Source organism: Acidisoma cellulosilyticum, assembly GCF_020621385.1.
In the GTDB taxonomy this organism is placed as follows: Bacteria; Pseudomonadota; Alphaproteobacteria; order Acetobacterales; family Acetobacteraceae; genus Acidisoma; species Acidisoma cellulosilyticum.
On sequence record NZ_JAESVA010000005.1, the window covers coordinates 238,665 to 257,227 of the forward strand.

Below are 18,563 nucleotides of genomic sequence, written 5' to 3' on the forward strand. Positions count from 1 at the left end.
TCCTTTCATCCGCCTTGTCTTCGTCCTTAGGGCCAATCGGCCCTGAGACTTACACCTAGGATAGGGTTTTGGATGCAGGAGAGACGAAATTTTTTATGTGACCAGCCTATCCCTGGCTAAAAAGAGCCCCAGTGTGGCGGATTAAAGGCGTAAGCGTAAAAATTTATTGGCCTTCTCACGTCTAGCCAGAGGGATTGCCTTTTGAGCTAGTGCGAAAACACTAACCCTTTTGACCGATAAGCCTCAGGCATTATTATTTAACACAAATGTGTGAATTCTATTTTTTGGAATGCTGGCACTGACAAGATCGCAGAAATATTAGAGTCTGATTGCCAAAGTCATAAAAGAGATGATTGCAAAACTAAACGAACATACATGCGTCGTATGAGCGATATGCTTGTCATTTTTCCAAGAGACAGTGGCATGGTCTGTAATTCTCTCAATAAAAATGCCGAGTTTTTGATCGATTTTCGGTGTTTTTATTTTGGTTTTGTGAGGAATTTGAAGGCCAGATCAGGTGATTCGCACAATTATATTTAAAAGTTGAGATCAAGAGGCTGCGAACACCAAGCCGGCTCCGCAACCATGCCGTCAGACGCCACTGATTTATGGCATCAATTTGTTAATGCCGTCAGAAAGGCAGTGCCAATTCAAAAAATATCGGTGAACAGACAGGGATAACCTGCGACGGCGTCATAGAATTCCTTGTCTATCTATTGAAATCCTTCAAGAAAATATCTCTCGTTGCGGCGAGGGCTTGTGTTTGGCGCGCAAGCGGGTTCACCCCGTCGTGAGATATCTGTCCTGCCGTCCGGGCTGGAGAAACTTGGGCCGGGTGCATTGCGACGGTCTAGCTTGACGATTCGGATAGACGCGACCGCTGGCGGCAGGTGTCGTGCAAATTTCGGAATCAAATCCAGCATAATAGGCAGTGACTTGATTTTTTGTGATCGTCATCAAATTGGCGTGTGCTGATGGGGTTGCGGAATGATCGCGCTACAATCGGCACCGCGAATCGCAGGCTCGCAATGCCGAACGTGAATTGACAGTCCTGATAGGAGAGTTTGCCAATTCGTTTAGCTTTGAACTAAAGCACCTTGATAAAGTCGTGTTGCTTTTCTTGAAACGCGGCAACCAAAGAAACTGCACGCGCTGCAATTTCAGCCAGCGTGACGGCACCTTCGGCAATACCGCTTCGCCAGGCTCCCTGTCGCCAACCTTACCGTCGCCAGCCTTGGCTCCGGGAGACGGCATCGGCGAAGAGCGAGGTCCAGCCGGACCCTTCGCCCGTCTGCGGCGCGAACAGCCTGCCGCTGTCCCGCAAGACAAAGGGTTTGGTGATGTCGCGCGGGCAGGCGAGCGTCGCGCAGCCAAGCGCGGTCAATTCATCAAAATCCATGCGCAGGACGTCACGGTTCAGGACATCCGCCAGAAACTGGGAAAAGTAATTGCTCCGCGCAACGCCGCCATCGATGCGAATGGCACCGGCAATCGGCAATTGGCGGTCAATCTCCCGGATCACCTCCGCCGCGCGCAGCGCGACACCTTCCAGAACCGCTTGCACCATGTCGCGCCGCGTCGTGCCGCCCGTCATGCCGATCCAGACCGCGCCCGCGCTGCGGTCCCAATAGGGGCAGGCGAGACCGGAGAGGGCGGGCACGAAGGCGAGGCCGCGCGCGATCGCGGGCGGGGCGTCGAAGGCAGACAGCTCATCGAAATCGGCGAACAAGCCCAGCTGTCTTGCCCATTCCACGGCCGCGCCCGCGTCATAGACGCCGCCATCGACGGCATAGGTCGTCTGTCCCGCCAGCCGCCAGGCGGCGGTGGGCAATAGCCCGCGCTCGGGTCGTTTGACGATGGTCTGTCCAGTGACCGCCAGCGCGAAAGCCCCGGTCCCGAAGGTGATCTTGGCGTCACCCGGCACGCGACAGCCATGGCCGTACAGGGCCGCTTGCTGGTCCACGAGAGAGGCGCGGATCGGCCCCTGCGCGACCCGGCCGAAATCGCCGGCGCTGTCCTGGATCGCCGGCAGGCAGTCCATCGGCACGCCGAACAGATCGCACAGAACCGGGTCCCAATCGCCGGTTTCCAGATTCATCAGGGATGTGCGGGACGCTGTCGTCACATCCGTGACGAAGCGGTCCGTGAGATGATGGAGAAAAAAGGCATCCGTGGTGCCGAGGCAAAGGCGGCCGGCGCGATGCGCCGTTTTCACCTCAGGCAATTCCGTCATGAGCCAGGCGAGCTTGCTCGCCGAGAAATAGGGATCGAGCGGAAGGCCGGCCCGCGCCAGCGTCTCCGTCAGCGCACCGGCAGCCGTCAGCGCCGCGACCATCCCGGCCGTGCGATTGTCCTGCCAGACGATGACGGGCGACAGCGGCTGCTTCGTGACCTTATCCCAGGCAAGGCAGCTTTCGCCCTGGTTGGCGAGGCCGATGGCCTCAGCCTCGCCCGCCGCATCCAGACAGGCGCGAAGATTGGCGAGCAGTTCAAGCGGGTCATGCTCGACCCAGCCGGGCTGGGGGAAGCTCTGCTGATGCCGGACGGCGTGGACGATGCGCGGCGGCATCCCCGGTTCCAGCACCAAAGCGCGCGTGCTGGTGGTGCCCTGGTCCAGCCCGATGATCCGGGGACTGGTCATGTCAGGATCTCCGCGACGATGGTCCCGGTCAGATTCGCCAGATCCAAGGCGCCGATTGGGATCAGAATGCGCCGCTCCGGCAGGGCCGTGAGAGGCCTTTCGTACAGGGTGACGTCGCCGTGTCGCAGGCGCAGCCGCCCGGTGACGCCTTGCGCCACCCGCAACTCCAGCGTCTGCTTGCCCAGGGCCTTGCTGGGTGAGGTCAGGCGCTGCGGCAGGACCAGCTTCAGATTATCGCCGGCCCTAATCTCCAAGCTCGCCGATGCCGATGGCAATCGGCCTTCCAGATCGGCCGCCAGACAATGCGCGATGCGCTGTCCTTCCCGAAAACTCCAGCCAGCGGTCTCCACGGCGCGCAGGATATTGCCGGCCGCGAAATAGCGGGGGTCCGAGCAGCGGCCGAACTGATCGATCGCCGGGCCCTGGGTTGCCGGGTCCAGTGTCAAATGGCTGGCGCGGATCAGCGAGGCCTCGGGCAGAAACCGCCCGGTCAACAGCACGCCGTCACAGGCGATATCCCGCGTCGTACCGCCATCCGTGCTTTGGAGGGTGACGGCTTCGACGCGGTCAGTGCCGTGAATGGCCGTGACAGCGCATCCCAGGAACACCGGAATCCCCAGCAGTCGGGGCAGCAGCGTCAGCGGAAAGCGCGCCGTCGGGCGGGCATTCGTCTCGATGACGGCGGCAGGACGAATGCCGTGGGACCGACAGGTCGCGATCGCCGAGAGGCTGACAAGCTCGCTGCCCAGAATGACGGGGCGCCGGAAGGGGATCAGCCCTTGCAGGGCGATATAGGCTTGCAGCGCTCCGGTATTGAGGACGCCGAGCGGCCGGTCGCCGGACAGCAGCCTGGCCGAGCGCGGCGTTTCCCGCACGCCGGTCGCGATCAGCACGCGCTTCGCCTGCAAGCGTTGCCGGCCGTTCGGCGTGGCGATTTCCAGCACCCCATCGGGCAGAAGCTGCGTGACGCTATGCAGAAGGCGGATCTGCACACCGATCGCGCGGGCGTCGTCCGCCAGCCGTTGCGCATAGCTCGGCCCGGTCATGATGCGGCCGAATTCGCGTAAGCCGTAGGGCGGGTGGGCGCAATGGCGCGGTACGCCGCCGGCCTCGCTGTCCCGCTCCAACACCACGACCTGCCGCAGACCGCGTTTGCGCAGCGCGATGGCGGCCGAGAGGCCGGCCGGGCCGCTGCCGATGATGGCGACGTCGATCATCTCACGCATCGACCGAGCCGATCGCCAGAGGGGTCGTGAAACGGCCCTGGGTCAGGGACGCGATCCTGGCATGGCAATAGAAACCCTGGCAGCGGCCCATGCCCGCGCGGGTGCGGCGCTTCAGGCCGCTGCTATCGCCGGCGGGCAGCGGGCCCGTCAGCGCGGCCTCGATCTCCCGCTTCGTCACCAGCTCGCAATGGCAGACGATCTCGCCGTAACCCGGCCTGGTCCAGTCGCGCGCTTCATGTTCGGCCAGGACGGGCAGGGCAACAGTAGGCCAGATGGCGTTGGATTCCGGCCGTTTATGCGGGTGCCGCTCGTTATAAAGCTTGGCGACATGCTGCGCGATGCCGAGCGCGCCGGTCAGCCCGGTGGAGCGGATGCCGCCGGCGACGATCAGGTTGTGGGCCGCGTCATGGCGAATCTGATACTCGGAATGCGCCGTCGCGGGCCGCAGCCCGGCATAGGTGGCGGTGACAGGCATATCGGCCAGCGCCGGCAGAATGGCCTGCGCCTTCGCGATCAGCTGTTCCAAAGTCGCCTGTTCCACGGTCGCGTGGATGCGGTCCGCCTGTTCCTCCGCCGTCGGCCCGACCAGAAGATTGCCGAAGATCGTCGGCGTCAGCACAATGCCCTTGGTGCGTTCCGTCGGCACCGGCAGGATGATTGCGGAGAGCAGGCGCGCTGCGGCCTTGTCGAAGACCACGAACTGGCCCTTGCGCGGCCGGATGTCGAAGGTTCGGCCAACCTGCAGCCGGTCGTCCACCACGTCGCCCCAGAGACCGGCGGCGTTGATGACGGTCTCGGCCAAGACAGCGCCCCTATTGGTCTCCAGCGTCCAAGCCTGACCGTCGAAACGACCCGACAGCACTTCCGTCTCGCGCAGCACCGTCGCGCCATTGGCAATCGCCTGATGAAGATAAGCGAGCGGTGTCGACCAGGGGTCGATCAGGAATTCGCCCGGCACCAACAAGCCGCCGAGCAGAGTGCGGGATAGATGCGGCTCCCGCGCCAGCACCTCGGCAGGGCTGAGCGGGCGCACATCGGTGACACCATTCTTCCAGGCCTTGGCGGCGATCTGGTCGAGCTTGGACATCTCATCCTCGGTCCAGGCGGCAAGGATCGCGGTGCTTCGCAGCAGCGGCAGGCCCAGGCGCTCACGGATGTCGAGGAATTCGGCGTAGCCCGCCTGCATGCATTGCCATTCCAGGCTGCCGCTGGGCGCATCGAAACCCGTATGCAGGATGGCGCTATTGCCCTTGCTGGCGCCGGCCAGAATATCGGCGGCCTTCTCGATGACAATCACGCGCGCACCCGTCAGGGCGAAGCGGCGGGCGATGGCGCAACCCACGACACCGGCACCGATGACCGCGACATCCTGGCGATCTGCGGAGTGGAGATGACTGTTCATAGCGTCGATTCAATCTGGTGAGACAAGCCGATTGTCCAAGCCGCCTGAGCGTGACGGCCTGGACAATCGGGGCGGCAGGGTCAGACCTCGCCCACGGCCTTTTCTTCGGCCGCGATTTCCTGGGCGCGGGCGGCAACCGCGGCAGCACCGATCGGGGGACCGGGGAAATGCTTCCGCGCGACGCCGAACCAGACGATCGCCAGCAGCACGAGAAGACCAATGAAATAGCTGTCCAGAATATCATTGGGCGGGCGCGTGCCGATATAGATGATCACCAGGCCGCCAATCAGCCCGATGACCGCCAGCGGCTTGGAGAAGACACCGAGGCGGAAAGGCCCGAACTCGGTCCAGGTCTTGCCCTCGGCAAACAGCCCGGCCGCGATCGGCATCGTATAGGAGATATAGAGGAACATCGCGCAGCCCGCTGCCAGCGCCGCGAAGGCGGGGGAGTAGAGGGTCGCGGCGATCGACAGCACGGCCGTCAGCCAGATCGCCGGAACCGGCGTGCGGTGCTTGTGGCTGACCTGACGCCAGAACTTATGGCCGGGCAGACCGCCGTCACGGGAGAAGGCATAGACCATGCGCGAGGTCGAGGTGACACCGGCCAGCGCGCAGAGGTAGTTCGCCACCACGATGCCGATATACAGAATATCCTTCAGCACCGGATTGACGGGCAGGGCGGCCAGAAGGTTGAGGATGACGGCACCACCATCGGCGGCGGACTTCACCGGATCGGGCATGGCGAGGATGAAGGCAGCCGCCATCACCAGACCGAAGACTGCCGACCAGATAATGGCGTTCAGCATGCCCTTCGGCACATTGTGCCGCGCGTCGATCGTCTCTTCCGACGTATGCGCGGACGCATCGAAACCGGTGACGGTATAAAGCGGATAGAGCAAGGCGAGCAGGAACAGATAAAAGGGGTTGGCGCTATGCGGCACGATATTGCCGCCCGGCGCACCGGAATTATTGTGGAAACTCACCAGCCGCGACAGATCGATATGCGATGCGCCGAACAGCATGGCGAGCGTCAGCAGAATCGCCACGACCAGAATGAGATAGCCTGAGAAGTCGATCAGCTTCGTCGTCGTCTTGATGCCGAAGTGATTGAACAGGCCTTGCGACAGCGTGATGATGACGACGGCAATCGTCTGCTGCGCGAATCCCCAATGGGACGTATCGATACCAAAAATATTGCCGAGTATGAGGCCGATGAAAAGATTGTAGACGCCGACATTGACGGAGGCGATCACGAAGATCAGGCCAAGCATATTGAACCAGGCGGTGGCCCAGCCCCAGCCGCGTCCGCCCAGGATCGATGACCAGTGGTACAGCCCGCCCGCCGTCGGATAGGCGGAAGCGATCTGCGCCATCGACAGGCCGACGATCAGCGCGAAAATGCAACCGACGATCCAGCCGATGATGGTGGTGAAACCGCCGCCGGTGCTGAAGCCGACCTGGAAGGAGGTGATGCCGCCCGCCAGGATGCAGATAATCGAAAACGAAACGGCGAAATTGGAAAAGCCGCCCATCCGGCGTGACAATTCCTGCGCATAGCCCATTTTGTGAAGTGATTCCGCGTCCGCGGCAAGTATGTCCCTGTCCGAAGGGCTAGACATTGGTGCGACCTCTCAAAAGAAATGCATCTTCCAACAATAAAAGCTCTGATGATTTTGGAATTGTCTATATAATGCCAAGTCGTATCGAAAATGCGGCCAATCCTGACGGACGGCAACCTGTCGTCGCGCGAGCTTGACCGTTCGGTCATATCGAATCAGCAAATCACTGCCCGTTCAGTCATCTACTTGACACAATTCGGCAATGCAAGCTCCCTATATCTAAGCGGTGGGATTTTTCTGGAGCGGGTTTTGAGTCCGGTTGAGCGAAGAAACGCAATTCTTGACATGAGCCGTCTGGGCGAGAGTCTGGCGGTCGAGGAAATTGCCGGTCGCTTTGGCGTGTCTCGCGAAACCGTTCGCCGGGATCTCGCGCGTCTTGACGATGCCGGCTTGTTGCGCCGCGTTCATGGTGGTGCGGTTGTGCCGCGACCGGGCAACGAGCCGCCCTTTCAGGAGCGGCAGAAGCTGAACATGGAGGCGAAGCGGCGCATCGGCCTGACAGCCGCCGGGCTCTTCCAGCCGGGCGACAGCGTGATGATCGATACCGGCAGCACGACCGAGCAATTCGCGATCGCGCTCGCGGCGAAAACCGATATCACCGTCATCACCAATTCCAACCGCATCGCAACGTCGATCTCCGCGGGGGCAGGGCAAAACCGCATCTTTGTTCTGGGTGGCGCTTTCCGTGGCGATTCCGGTCAGATCCTGGGATCGCTCTGCATCGAGCAACTGGCGCATTTCAACGCCGATCATGTCGTGCTCGGCGTCGGTGCCCTCGGCGCCGATGGCCGGGTCATGGATTACGATGTCGATGAGGCTTCCTTGGCGCGCGCCATGATCGCAAGGGCACGGACAGTGACGATTCTTGCCGATCGTTCCAAGTTTGATCGTCAGGCGCTTATCACGGTTTGCCGGTTTGAAGCGGTGACGCGGCTGGTGACGGACCTGGCGCCCTCAGGTGAGCTGGCGGAGATGCTGACCTCGTCCCGGGTGGCGGTCATCGTGGCGTCTGCGGAGGATTAGGTCGGGCAGCTAGGTGCAAGACAGGCATCCCAAGACGGGCATCGCAAGACAGGCATCGTTGAACAGCGACTTGCCGCGGTCGGGAATTCATTGGACGATCCGGGAAACGTTCAAGGAACAAGAAGAATGGTTTCTCCCGGCACCGTTTCACGCCGTCTCCGTCTGGGTATGGTCGGTGGTGGCCCCGGCTCGCTGATCGGACCCGTGCATCGTATCGCCGCGCGGTTGGATGACCGTTTCGAACTCGTCGCCGGAGCGCTCTCCTCGGACCGCGATCGTGCGCGTCAGGGGGCGGCCGAAGTGCATATCGCGCCCGACCGCAGCTATGACACATGGCAAGCGATGGTGGCGGCCGAGGCCGCACGTCCAGACCGCATCGACGTCGTCGCCATCGTCACGCCCAATCACTTGCATCACGGTCCCGCCAAAGCCTTCATGGAAGCGGGCATCGATGTGATCTGCGACAAGCCGCTGACGCTGAATACGGCGGAGGCCGAGGATCTGGTCAGGGTGCAGCAGCAGACCGGCCGCATTTTCGGCGTCACCCATACCTATGCCGGCTATCCGATGGTGCGGCAGGCCCGTGCCATGGTCGCGGCCGGGGCGATCGGCCGCGTGCGGCTGGTCAATGTCGAATATGTGCAGTCCTGGCTGACGGAGCCGCTGGAGGCAACGGGCAATAAGCAGGCGGGCTGGCGCACCGATCCTGCCTTCTCAGGCGCCGGCGGTTGCGTGGGCGATATCGGCACCCATGCCTATCATCTTGCCAGTTTCGTCAGTGGCATGCTGCCGGACGCGATCTGCGCCGATCTGACGGCCTTCGCGCCAGGCCGGAAGCTGGACGATAATGTCCATATCCTCATGCGCTATGGGTCAGGCGCGCGCGGGATGATCTGGGCCACACAGGTCGCGCCGGGCAATGACAATGGCATCCGGGTGCGTATCTATGGGGAGACGGGCGGCATCAGTTGGTTTCAGGAGCAGCCGAACGACCTGCATTTCACCCGCTTCGGGGAGGCGCCGCAGCGCCTGGGCCGCGCCGGTGTGATGCTCGGTGGTATTCCGCGGCCTTATGAGCCAAGGGCGGCGGTTGGCCATCCGGAAGGGTATCTGGAGGCTTTCGCGCAGCTCTACACCGATATGGCCGAGCAGATGACGGCGCGAAATGAGGGCCGTGCGGCAGCGCCGGACAGCCTGCAACTTGCCACCATCGGTGAGGGGCTGATCGGCATGCGCTTTATCGATGCCGCCATCGCATCGAGCGCCCAGGGCGGGACCTGGGTCAGCCCGGACAGCGCGCGTTAAACCGGTGGAGCAGGCGAGGGATCTTTCGTTTTGCGCAAGCCACGCGTGTTTTCACGCGATCCGCGCCAGGCGTGAGAGAAATGTCGATGTCAAAGCAGAGGGTTAAGCCCGGCGAAGGATGAACCGACAACGGGCCGGGCGGAAAGTATTTCGAGCCTCAAATGAGACTAGATTTACCCTTGGTTAGCTATTACCGTAATGGTGCCGCGGCGACGCCACTGACTAGGTAAGTCGTCGTAACTCTGAACTGGGTGCGGGGAGGGCCGCAATCTCTCCCCGCCGCGGCGCAACAGGATTTTTCATGTTGACGATGCAACTTGAAAAAAACTTTCCAGAAATATATGACAGATCGTTTCTAGATAAAATCTTTTGATGGAAAGCCATTTTGTTTGCCGTTTTTTTGACGCTAAACGACATCAAATATGAATAATGCCGATACGATTCAGCGATATCGGCGTTCCTCTTCCAATCATATATCTCTTATTAAGGATTACCGAAGCTCGACCTGCTGTATGGTCTCATTTATCTGATATGAGTCTCTCAGAATTATATCTGAGGTTCATGAATGAGACGTGAGGAGTTGGTCGACCTCAATGCCTTCCTAACGGTCGCCGAGGAGCAGAGTTTTACGCGCGCCGCTGCCAAGCTCGGCACCTCCCAGTCATCGCTGAGCCATACGATCCGGCGGTTGGAAACGCGCTTGGGCGTGCGCCTGCTGACCCGCACCACGCGGAGCGTCGCGCCGACCGAAGCCGGTGAACGGCTGCTCGGCACGCTCAGGCCGGCGCTGGACAGCATCGGTTCTGAACTCACCTCGCTCAGCGACTTGCGCGACAAGCCGGCCGGGACGATCCGCATCACGACCTCCGAACATGCGACGACGAGCGTGCTTTGGCCAGCGCTGGAGGCATTTCTGCCGCATTATCCCGATATCCATGTTGAGTTGAGCGTCAATTCCAGCTTCACCGATATCGTGACGGAGCGCTTCGACGCCGGCGTGCGGCTGGGCGAAGCCATTGCCAAGGACATGATTGCGGTGCGCATCGGTCCTGCCTTGCGTATGATCGTGGTCGGCGCGCCGTCCTATTTCGCCAAATATCCGATCCCGCAGACGCCGCATGATCTGGCGGATCACCAATGCCTCAACTTTCGTCTGCCGACGTCTGGCGCCCTCTATGCGTGGGAGATGGCGAAGGACGGGCGGGAGTTGCGGGTGCGCGTGGACGGTCCGCTGGTCTTCAACAATATCAGCATGGTCATGCGCGCCGCACTTGCCGGCTTCGGTCTCGGCTTCGTTATGGAGGATCAGGTCAAGGCCCAACTCTCGGACGGAAGCCTGATCGCTGTGCTGGGAGATTGGTGCCCGACCTTCCCCGGTTATCACCTTTATTACCCCAGCCGCCGGCAACCCTCCGCCGCATTCGCGCTTCTGGTCGACGCGCTGCGCTATCGCGGCTGACGCCTGAGCCGGTTGAGCCCATTCATGAATAATGGATATCGTTTCATGCGGTTTCAGCTGTCTAATGAATGAACGAGGCATCCTCTATTGTCCGAACCTGGGCGGTTTTGTGCCGCGACGGTAAGGAGACGAGACGATGCAGACGCGTATACTGGGCAAAAGTGGGCTTGAGGTCTCGGCCATCGGCTTCGGCTGCATGGGGCTCAATTTCAGTTACGGCCATGCGCTGAGCAATGCGGAGAGCATCACGCTCATCCGGCAGGCGGTGGAGCGCGGCGAGACCTTTTTCGATACCGCCGAAGTCTATGGGCCTTATACCAATGAGATGATCGTGGGTGAGGCGCTGGCCCCGATACGCGATCAGGTGGTGATCGCGACTAAGTTCGGCTTCAATATCGTGGACGGCAAAATGGCGGGGATCGTCGACGGCAAAATGGCCGGGCTGAACAGCCGTCCCGACCATATCCGGGCGGTCGCGGAGGCGTCCCTGGAGCGTCTCGGCATCGAGGTCATCGACCTTTTCTATCAGCACCGCGTCGACCCCGAAGTGCCGATCGAGGATGTCGCCGGCGCGGTGAAGGATCTGATCGCTGCCGGCAAGGTGCGGCATTTCGGCTTGTCCGAGCCCGGCGCCCAGACCGTTCGCCGCGCCCATGCGGTGCAGCCGGTGGCCGCCTTGCAGAACGAATATTCGCTCTGGACGCGTGGCCCCGAGAGCAACGGCATTCTGGAAGTCTGCGAGGAATTGGGCATCGGCCTCGTGGCCTATAGTCCGCTCGGCAAGGGCTTTCTGACCGGTGCGATGGGCGGTGACGCCAAGCTGAGCGAGGGCGATTTCCGCCGCATGCTGCCGCGTTTCACGCCGGAAGCGATGGAGAAGAACCAGGCGCTGATCGCTCTGCTGAAGACCCTGGCGGCCGGGAAGGGCGCAACCCCGGCGCAATTGGCGCTTGCCTGGCTTCTGGCGCAAAAGCCCTGGGTCGTGCCTATTCCCGGCACGACCAAGCTGCACCGCCTGGAAGAAAATATTGCGGCTGCCGATATCCTGTTGAGCGCCGATGATCTGACGGCCATCAATCAGGCGCTCGCCGCGATAGACGTCGAAGGTGAGCGTTATCCGGCTCATCTGATGGCGACCACCGGCCGCTGAATTAAAGTGCGGCTGAAAGCCCAGGCACCAGTCATGGTGCTTGGGCTTTCATGTTCAGACAATAAAGGAAGCAGTCATGACACAGAATATCGAAGGCAAGGTCGTCGTCATTACCGGCGCCAGCAGCGGGCTGGGTGAAGCCGCCGCTCGGCTGCTGCACGCCCAGGGCGCGAAACTCGTCCTCGGCGCTCGCCGGCTCGATCGGCTTCAGGCGCTGGCGACCGAACTCGGCCTGCCCGAAGGCGCGGCCATCGAAACCGATGTCACCGACGCAGCGCAGGTCAAGGCGCTGGTGGATGGCGCGGTCGCCCTGCATGGCCGTGTCGATGTCATCGTCAACAATGCCGGTCTGATGCCGCATTCCCTGTTGGAGCGCGGCAAGATCGAGGATTGGGACAGGATGATCGACGTCAATATCAAGGGCGTGCTCTACGGCATCAACGCCGCCCTGCCGCCTATGATCGCGCAGAAAAGCGGCCAGATCATCAATGTCTCCTCAGTCGCTGGGCACAAAGTTCGTCAGGGCAGCGCGGTCTATGCCGCCACCAAAGCCGCTGTGCGTATGCTCTCCGAAGGGTTGCGCATGGAGATGAAGCCCCATAACATCCGCACGACCATCATTTCTCCTGGCGCCGTGACATCCGAACTTCCTGCAAGCGTGACCGATCCGGATGCCGCCAAAAACGTCCAGGCTTTCTACGACGCCTATGCCATTCCGGCGGATAGCTTCGCCCGCGTCGTGTCCTTCGCCATCAGCCAGCCGGCCGAGGTCGATATCAACGAAATCCTTTTCCGTCCCACCGCACAGGAATTTTGATGTCTGCAACGCCGGGTTCTGACACTGATGGCAGTCAGCTTGATCTGACGACTATCGCTATCATGCCCGGCGATAAGGTGGAGGTCGCAAAGCACGGGTTGCGCGTGCTGGCGATCCTGAGCGCGCTGATGGGCTTCGCCTCGATATCGACCGATCTTTATCTACCGGCGCTGCCGAGCATGGCGCGGGCCTTGCGCGCCAGCCCCGGTATGATGGAACTGACGATTTCCGGCTTTCTGGTTGGCTTCAGCCTGGGGCAATTGCTGTGGGGGCCGATCGGCGACCGCTACGGCAGGCGCATGCCGATCGTCGCGGGGCTTGTCCTGTTCATCATCGGCTCGGTCGGCTGCGCGCTCTCGGATAGCGCCTGGATGATGGTGAGTTGGCGTGTCGTCCAGGCGGTTGGCGCCTGCGCCAGCGTGGTTCTGGCCCGCGCCATCGTGCGGGATCTGTATGAAGGCGCGCGAGCCGCGCAGATGCTGTCCACACTCATCACCGTCATGGCGATCGCGCCGCTGCTGGGACCCATTCTCGGCGGACAGATTTTGATCTTCTCGTCCTGGCCGACGATCTTCTGGCTCCTTGGCGTCATGGGCGCGCTGACGCTCGCCGCTGTTCTGACGCTGCCGGAGACGCTGGCGCCCGAACGGCGCAACCATCAGCCGCTGGGCCGGGCGATGCTGCATTATCTGACGCTGGTGCGACGGCCGCAATTGCTGGGCTATGCCGGGGCGGTCGGCTTCTATTACGGCGGCTTGTACGCCTATCTGGCCGGCACGCCCTTCGCCTATATCACCTATCACCATCTGCGCCCTCAGCTTTATGGGCTGGTCTTCGGCACCGGCATCATCGGCATCATGGCGACCAATGTCATCAATGCGCGGATCGTCGCGCGCTTTGGCGGCACGCGCCTGATGCGTATGGGCACGGCGGTCGCGGCTGTGTCGGCTCTGGTGATCGGCCTTGACGCCTGGACCGGTTGGGGCGGTCTGGCCGGGCTCGCCTTGCCGCTCTTCGTCTTTATCGGCATCGCCGGCTTTATCGTCGCCAACGCCATCGCGGGCGCGCTGATGCAATCGCCGGAACGTGCGGGTACCGTGTCGGCTCTGGTCGGTGCGATCCAATATGGCAGCGGTATCATCAGCTCTGGCCTCGTCGGGGCCTTCGCCGATGGCACGCCCTGGCCCATGGGCGGCGTCATTCTGCTATGCGGCCTCGGCAGTCTGGCCTGCGCCTGGCTGCTTGTGCCGGCACCGGGAAAGATCCGCGCCACCGTTTGAAGCGGCGATGCGGTTGCCTCATCAAACCGCGCCTGCGGTCATGCCGGCACCATATAAAAAGCGGCGGGGCTGCCTGTCGCAAGCGACCCCGCCGCCGTTCAACGATAGATAATCAGAGCAGTGTCAGCCCGGCTTCAGGCGGCTGCGGGCAGGGACGCCATGTCGATGACGAAGCGGTAGCGCACATCCGCCCGCTCCATCCGCTCGAAGGCCGCATTGATCTCATCCATGCGGATCATCTCGCAATCCGGCAGGATGCCCTTCTTGGCGCAGAAATCGAGCATCTCCTGCGTCTCGGCGATGCCACCGATGGGGGAGCCCGCAACCCGGCGGCGGCCCATCAGAAGCGGGACCGTGCTGGCTTCGTCCAGCGGACCGACCTGACCGACCAGGACCAGCGTGGCGTCGACATCAAGCAGCCAAGTATAAGGTGTGATGTCGTGCTTCACCGGCACGGTATCGATGATGAGTTCGAAGCGGTTGGCCGCCGCTGCCATGGCGCCAGCGTCGCTGGAGACCAGGAAGTGGTCGGCCCCCAAGGCGCGGGCATCGGCTTCCTTATCGGCGCTGCGGCTGATGACCGTCACATCCGCGCCGAGACCGACGGCGAGCTTCACCGCCATATGACCGAGGCCGCCGAGGCCGATGACACCGACCTTGCTGCCCGGACCCACATTCCAGGTGCGGAGCGGCGAATAGGTGGTGATGCCAGCGCAAAGCAGCGGCGCCGCGCGGGACAGGTCCATGCCTTCCGGCAAGCGGAGGGCGAATTCTTCCCGCACCACCAGTTGCTTGGAATAGCCGCCGCGCGTGATGTCACCCGTGATGCGGTCCGGGCTGTTATAGGTCTGGGTATTGCCGACGCGGCAAAGCTGTTCCTCGCCCTTGCGGCACTGGTCGCAGCTCATGCAGCTATCGACCATGCAGCCGACCGCGACATGATCGCCGACCTTATAGGTCGTCACGTCGCTGCCGATTTCGATGACGCGGCCGACGATCTCATGCCCCGGCACGATCGGATATTGGCTCCAGCCCCAGTCATTGCGGGCCTGATGCAGGTCGGAATGGCAGATGCCGCTATACAGCACCTCCATCACGATATCATTCGCGCGCGGGGCGCGGCGGTCGAAGCTGAAGGGCTCAAGAGGAGTATCGCAGCGAAGCGCTGCATAGGCTGACGTTTTCATAGATCTTCCCGAGTCTGGTGTGGGTGCGATGGCACCCTTGGCGTGCTTGCGGTTCAGGCTGGTGACTTTGCCTTGCCGGCTGGCATGACATGATCGGAGAATTGACCCGGTTCTTATACGGAGGGTTCCTCCGTTTATCAAGGGGGGTTAAGCTCGCCTGGCCAGTCTTTACGGTGCTGGCGCCGGACATAAGGTTTATCCGCTCGGCTAGATTGTCAGCCTAAGGCCCGAGGCATTAGCCATTATAATCTGCATGAAGCTATGCTCAGAATTCATGAATGCTGCCCCGGCGTTTTAATCTCTGCCGTCGCGTCATTGTCGGGACCGTTCGGGAACCGCGCGTCTATCGTCCAAGGACCGGTGCAGAATGGGTTTCGAGAACCGATAAGGCGCCTCATTCAGACGAGGTCAGATTTTTCATCATGAATCATTTCGAATACTGTCCGTTTTACTGATTCATTACACAATAAATCGGATATCCGGCAATATGACTGACGTAATGTCCAGATTGGACGCCAGGGCAGGGACCCGATGCGGTTTAGGCTAGGTCTGGTCCTGCTCGCTTAGCCGCGATCCGAAGGGGCGGCTGCCGCCTTGCGAAGGGCCAGCGCGCTTGACCCGATCGATCCTCGTCCGGCCCATTTCTGATCCAATAACAATCGCTTATTGATTTCGATCGGAAACGAGATAGCGTCGATCAGGGAATTCGAAGTGGGACTGTCATTTCCCGGATGAGATGAAGGGGATGTTGTGTTACAAACCAAGCGCCCCTTGTCGGTCAGCAACCTTTCTTTTGCCCCTTGGTTAGAAATCCTTAAGTGGCGCCCCAATCGGGGGGTAAACTTGACTCAACACTTAGCCCTGGCGGTGGGTCTAATCCTAAGAGAGGATGCATTTTCATAGGGGGTTACTAACTCTGGTTGCGTAGCCTTTAGGCAGGACGCCGCTTATATTTCTCTCAGCATGAAGGCCAATTGAGGCAGTTGCTGAGACAGGAATTGCGGAATGTCCCAGACATTGACGGCGGAAGCGCCAGCATTGCGCCTTGGCGGCAAGCCAGCCAGTGAGGGGAAGACGGTGAGGGTGCTTCAGCGGTCCGACCCGGTTATGCCGAATGCGACGATTTTCCATGAGCCTTGGTGGTTGGCGGCGGCAAGCGACGGCGCCTATCGGGAAGCGTCGGTCACCGTCGACAATATAATCACCGCGCGTCTGCCTTATCTGCCGCTACGCAAGTTCGGCGGGCAGACAGCGTTGGTCATGCCCGCGATGACGCATGTCCTGGGCCCGTCCATTACCCCTGACCTGCCGGGCGGGGAGGTCAGCCGCGCGCTCCGCGAATTTTCGCTATGCAGTGAATTGATCGAGCAACTTCCGAAGGCGTCCCATATCTGGTTCGCGATGCACCGGAAGGTAACAAACACCCTCCCTTTCGAGGCCGCCGGCTTCGATCTTGGCGTGCGATTCACCTCCGAGATTGCACCCGATAAGCGCGACGTAATCTGGCGCCGGATGCGGGACAAGACCCGCAACGTCATTCGCCGCGCCGAAGAAAATCTGACGGTGGAGCCGATTGAAGACGCGACCGTGTTTTTTGAGTTCTACAGGGAAAATCTGCGAAGCCGTGGCCAGTCCAGCAACTATGATCTCGATCTTTGCCGGACCGTGATGCAGGCCTGCATCGACCGTCAGCGCGGCCGTATCATCGCGGCCGTCGATCAGACAGGCGCCCCACAGGCGGCCATTTTCACGGCTTGGGACGATGAGGCCGAATATTACCTGATGTCGACCTATGCTCCCAATTCCGGCAATGGCGCGACCAGCCTGCTGATCTGGGCAGCGCTTCAGGTTGCGGCGGCCGAAGGGCGGGTCTTCGACATGGACGGGGTGCATTCCAACAGCAATCGCCTGCTCATCACCGGATTCGGCGGTACGCTCAAACCCCGCTATCTGGTGAGCACGAGCTCACCCTTATTCCAGGCGGCGCAATTCCTGAAAAAGACGACCCTGGGGCGCCTTCGCGCCGGTTAGACCGCCCGGATCGCGCGCAAAGCAAAGTAAAGGGAAGGGTGCTGCCGATAAGCCGCAGCCAGAACTTCGCGTAAAACGCGCGCCGGCCGATTAGCCCATAAGAATAGAGCCTCTGCTGGACAGGCCAGGATTGATCGGCGATAGAAAGGCCAAATCCCGACAGCAAAATAGGCCAGACCGCATGCGCATTCCGCCGCAATCACCGCTATTCGTCATTCTGCTGGGCGCTATGTCTGCCATGCCGCCCCTGGCGACGGATCTCGGTCTGCCGGCGCTTGGGCATATTGCGACGGCCTTTCATACGACAGCAGGCTTGAGCGGATTGACGATCAGCCTGTTTATGGCGGGGTTCGCGGCGACGCCGCTGATCTATGGCCCGCTCTCCGACCGCTATGGCCGCAAACCGGTGCTCATGACCGGGTTGCTGGTCTTCGCACTGGCCTCGCTGCTCTGTGCCTTGGCCCCTTCGATCGAAACGCTGCTGATCGCCCGGCTGCTGGAAGGCGCGGGGGCCGGGGCCGGAATCACCATGGCCTTCGCGATCGTCCGCGACCTTTTCTCGGGCAACGCCGCACGCACACGCTTGTCCATGGTGACGGTCGTCATCAATTTCGCGCCTGTCATCGCGCCGAGCCTGGGGGCGGCCATTCTTGCTCTCACCGATTGGCGCGGCATCTACGCGGCCCTGGCCGTCATCGCCTTCATCGTCGTGGTGGTGAGTTTCTTCGGTTATGGGGAATCCCGCGATCCTGAGACCGTCGGCTCATCCGGCAGTCTGATCTCAGGATACCGCCGTCTGCTCGGTAACCGCGCTTGCGTCGGGAATTTCCTCGTCTACGGCTTCGGGTTCGGCAGCGCCTTCGCCTATATTTCGGGGTCTTCCCTCGTGCTTATCGGCCTCTATCACGTCACCCCGGCGCAATATGCGCTGCTCTTCGCCTGCACGGCGCTCGGTATCGTTTTTGGTGCGACGATCAATGGCTGGCTGAGCGCACGCGGCGCGCATCATCTGCCCATGCTGCCGATGGGGATTGGCTGCCTCATTCTCGTCACGGCGATTTTGACAGCGCTTTCATTGACCGGCTCGGTGCGGCTTACGGTCGTCATGCCGCTGTTCTTTCTGGTGACCTTCTGCTTCGGCATTATCGCGCCCAATGCCAGCCACGGCACGCTCGATCCGATCCCCGAGGTCGCGGGTGTCGGCGCAGCCGTTCTGGCCTCCTTCCAGATGATCTGCGCTGCGGTATCCAGCGCAATCGCATCGCTGCTCTTTGTCGAATTCGGCCTCGCGGCTATCGCGACCGTCATGCTCGTCTTCGCCATTGCGGCGGGGCTCGCATGTCTGGTCGTGCCGCGCCAGGGCAAGCCGCATACGGTGGAGGCTGCCGGCGCCTGAGCCGGCCGTGCCTGAGTTGGCTCAGAT

Annotated in this window: 13 protein-coding genes; 8 read left to right on the plus strand and 5 right to left on the minus strand. The window is 61.4% G+C overall.

The window, feature by feature from the left end; genetic code table 11:
• Positions 1 to 1,219 precede the first annotated feature (1,219 nt).
• The 4 genes from ACELLULO517_RS16050 to ACELLULO517_RS16065 all read right to left on the minus strand — a co-directional run bounded on the left by ACELLULO517_RS16050 (position 1,220) and on the right by ACELLULO517_RS16065 (position 6,831).
• Positions 1,220 to 2,641, minus strand: coding sequence for an FGGY family carbohydrate kinase (locus tag ACELLULO517_RS16050; RefSeq protein WP_227308422.1), 1,422 nt, complete (start codon positions 2,639 to 2,641; stop codon positions 1,220 to 1,222).
• The gene (locus ACELLULO517_RS16055; protein ID WP_227308423.1) at positions 2,638 to 3,867 is read right to left on the minus strand and encodes an NAD(P)/FAD-dependent oxidoreductase; all 1,230 of its coding nucleotides are present in this window, start codon (positions 3,865 to 3,867) and stop codon (positions 2,638 to 2,640) included. The genes ACELLULO517_RS16050 and ACELLULO517_RS16055 overlap by 4 nt, the downstream gene beginning before the upstream one ends.
• The gene (locus ACELLULO517_RS16060; protein ID WP_227308424.1) at positions 3,860 to 5,269 is read right to left on the minus strand and encodes an NAD(P)/FAD-dependent oxidoreductase; all 1,410 of its coding nucleotides are present in this window, start codon (positions 5,267 to 5,269) and stop codon (positions 3,860 to 3,862) included. The genes ACELLULO517_RS16055 and ACELLULO517_RS16060 overlap by 8 nt, the downstream gene beginning before the upstream one ends.
• An 80-nt stretch (positions 5,270 to 5,349) precedes the next feature.
• On the minus strand, positions 5,350 to 6,831 hold the full coding sequence (locus ACELLULO517_RS16065; protein WP_227308425.1) for an amino acid permease: 1,482 nt from the start codon (positions 6,829 to 6,831) through the stop codon (positions 5,350 to 5,352).
• Between the two features lie 147 nt (positions 6,832 to 6,978).
• Here ACELLULO517_RS16065 and ACELLULO517_RS16070 point away from each other — a divergent pair, with 147 nt between their 5' ends.
• The 6 genes from ACELLULO517_RS16070 to ACELLULO517_RS16095 all read left to right on the plus strand — a co-directional run bounded on the left by ACELLULO517_RS16070 (position 6,979) and on the right by ACELLULO517_RS16095 (position 13,922).
• Positions 6,979 to 7,911: a DeoR/GlpR family DNA-binding transcription regulator gene (locus tag ACELLULO517_RS16070; RefSeq protein ID WP_227308426.1), complete on the plus strand. Its 933-nt coding sequence runs from the start codon at positions 6,979 to 6,981 to the stop codon at positions 7,909 to 7,911.
• A 126-nt stretch (positions 7,912 to 8,037) separates the two neighbouring features.
• Positions 8,038 to 9,216 carry a Gfo/Idh/MocA family protein gene (locus ACELLULO517_RS16075; RefSeq protein ID WP_227308427.1) on the plus strand — a complete coding sequence of 393 codons (1,179 nt, stop codon included), beginning with the start codon at positions 8,038 to 8,040 and terminating at the stop codon, positions 9,214 to 9,216.
• 565 nt (positions 9,217 to 9,781) lie between these two features.
• Positions 9,782 to 10,675, plus strand: coding sequence for a LysR family transcriptional regulator (locus ACELLULO517_RS16080; protein ID WP_227308428.1), 894 nt, complete (start codon positions 9,782 to 9,784; stop codon positions 10,673 to 10,675).
• A gap of 136 nt (positions 10,676 to 10,811) precedes the next feature.
• Positions 10,812 to 11,825, plus strand: a complete 1,014-nt coding sequence (locus tag ACELLULO517_RS16085; protein ID WP_227308429.1) for an aldo/keto reductase — start codon at positions 10,812 to 10,814, stop codon at positions 11,823 to 11,825.
• Between the two features lie 76 nt (positions 11,826 to 11,901).
• On the plus strand, positions 11,902 to 12,642 hold the full coding sequence (locus tag ACELLULO517_RS16090; protein ID WP_227308430.1) for an SDR family oxidoreductase: 741 nt from the start codon (positions 11,902 to 11,904) through the stop codon (positions 12,640 to 12,642).
• Entirely contained in the window at positions 12,642 to 13,922 is a 1,281-nt protein-coding gene (locus tag ACELLULO517_RS16095) for a multidrug effflux MFS transporter (RefSeq protein WP_227308431.1), read from the plus strand. The genes ACELLULO517_RS16090 and ACELLULO517_RS16095 overlap by 1 nt, the downstream gene beginning before the upstream one ends.
• Before the next feature lie 134 nt (positions 13,923 to 14,056).
• On the opposite strand, the gene ACELLULO517_RS16100 is transcribed toward ACELLULO517_RS16095, so the two are convergent.
• Positions 14,057 to 15,109, minus strand: a complete 1,053-nt coding sequence (locus ACELLULO517_RS16100; protein ID WP_227308432.1) for an NAD(P)-dependent alcohol dehydrogenase — start codon at positions 15,107 to 15,109, stop codon at positions 14,057 to 14,059.
• Between the two features lie 1,005 nt (positions 15,110 to 16,114).
• Here ACELLULO517_RS16100 and ACELLULO517_RS16105 point away from each other — a divergent pair.
• Positions 16,115 to 17,140: a GNAT family N-acetyltransferase gene (locus ACELLULO517_RS16105; RefSeq protein WP_227308433.1), complete on the plus strand. Its 1,026-nt coding sequence runs from the start codon at positions 16,115 to 16,117 to the stop codon at positions 17,138 to 17,140.
• A gap of 181 nt (positions 17,141 to 17,321) precedes the next feature.
• Positions 17,322 to 18,536 (plus strand): multidrug effflux MFS transporter, encoded by a 1,215-nt coding sequence (locus tag ACELLULO517_RS16110; protein ID WP_227308434.1) that lies wholly within the window; start codon positions 17,322 to 17,324, stop codon positions 18,534 to 18,536.
• Positions 18,537 to 18,563 lie beyond the last annotated feature (27 nt).

What these genes read in the sequence shown, in the direction of transcription:
- ACELLULO517_RS16090 (WP_227308430.1), top strand. Translation starts at nt 11,902, where the DNA reads ATGACACAGAATATCGAAGGCAAGGTCGTCGTCATTACCGGCGCCAGC.
- ACELLULO517_RS16080 (WP_227308428.1), top strand. Translation starts at nt 9,782, where the DNA reads ATGAGACGTGAGGAGTTGGTCGACCTCAATGCCTTCCTAACGGTCGCC.
- ACELLULO517_RS16100 (WP_227308432.1), bottom strand. Translation starts at nt 15,109, where the DNA reads ATGAAAACGTCAGCCTATGCAGCGCTTCGCTGCGATACTCCTCTTGAG.
- ACELLULO517_RS16095 (WP_227308431.1), top strand. Translation starts at nt 12,642, where the DNA reads ATGTCTGCAACGCCGGGTTCTGACACTGATGGCAGTCAGCTTGATCTG.
- ACELLULO517_RS16105 (WP_227308433.1), top strand. Translation starts at nt 16,115, where the DNA reads ATGTCCCAGACATTGACGGCGGAAGCGCCAGCATTGCGCCTTGGCGGC.
- ACELLULO517_RS16070 (WP_227308426.1), top strand. Translation starts at nt 6,979, where the DNA reads ATGCGGCCAATCCTGACGGACGGCAACCTGTCGTCGCGCGAGCTTGAC.
- ACELLULO517_RS16075 (WP_227308427.1), top strand. Translation starts at nt 8,038, where the DNA reads ATGGTTTCTCCCGGCACCGTTTCACGCCGTCTCCGTCTGGGTATGGTC.
- ACELLULO517_RS16065 (WP_227308425.1), bottom strand. Translation starts at nt 6,831, where the DNA reads ATGGGCTATGCGCAGGAATTGTCACGCCGGATGGGCGGCTTTTCCAAT.
- ACELLULO517_RS16050 (WP_227308422.1), bottom strand. Translation starts at nt 2,641, where the DNA reads ATGACCAGTCCCCGGATCATCGGGCTGGACCAGGGCACCACCAGCACG.
- ACELLULO517_RS16110 (WP_227308434.1), top strand. Translation starts at nt 17,322, where the DNA reads ATGCGCATTCCGCCGCAATCACCGCTATTCGTCATTCTGCTGGGCGCT.
- ACELLULO517_RS16060 (WP_227308424.1), bottom strand. Translation starts at nt 5,269, where the DNA reads ATGAACAGTCATCTCCACTCCGCAGATCGCCAGGATGTCGCGGTCATC.
- ACELLULO517_RS16085 (WP_227308429.1), top strand. Translation starts at nt 10,812, where the DNA reads ATGCAGACGCGTATACTGGGCAAAAGTGGGCTTGAGGTCTCGGCCATC.
- ACELLULO517_RS16055 (WP_227308423.1), bottom strand. Translation starts at nt 3,867, where the DNA reads ATGCGTGAGATGATCGACGTCGCCATCATCGGCAGCGGCCCGGCCGGC.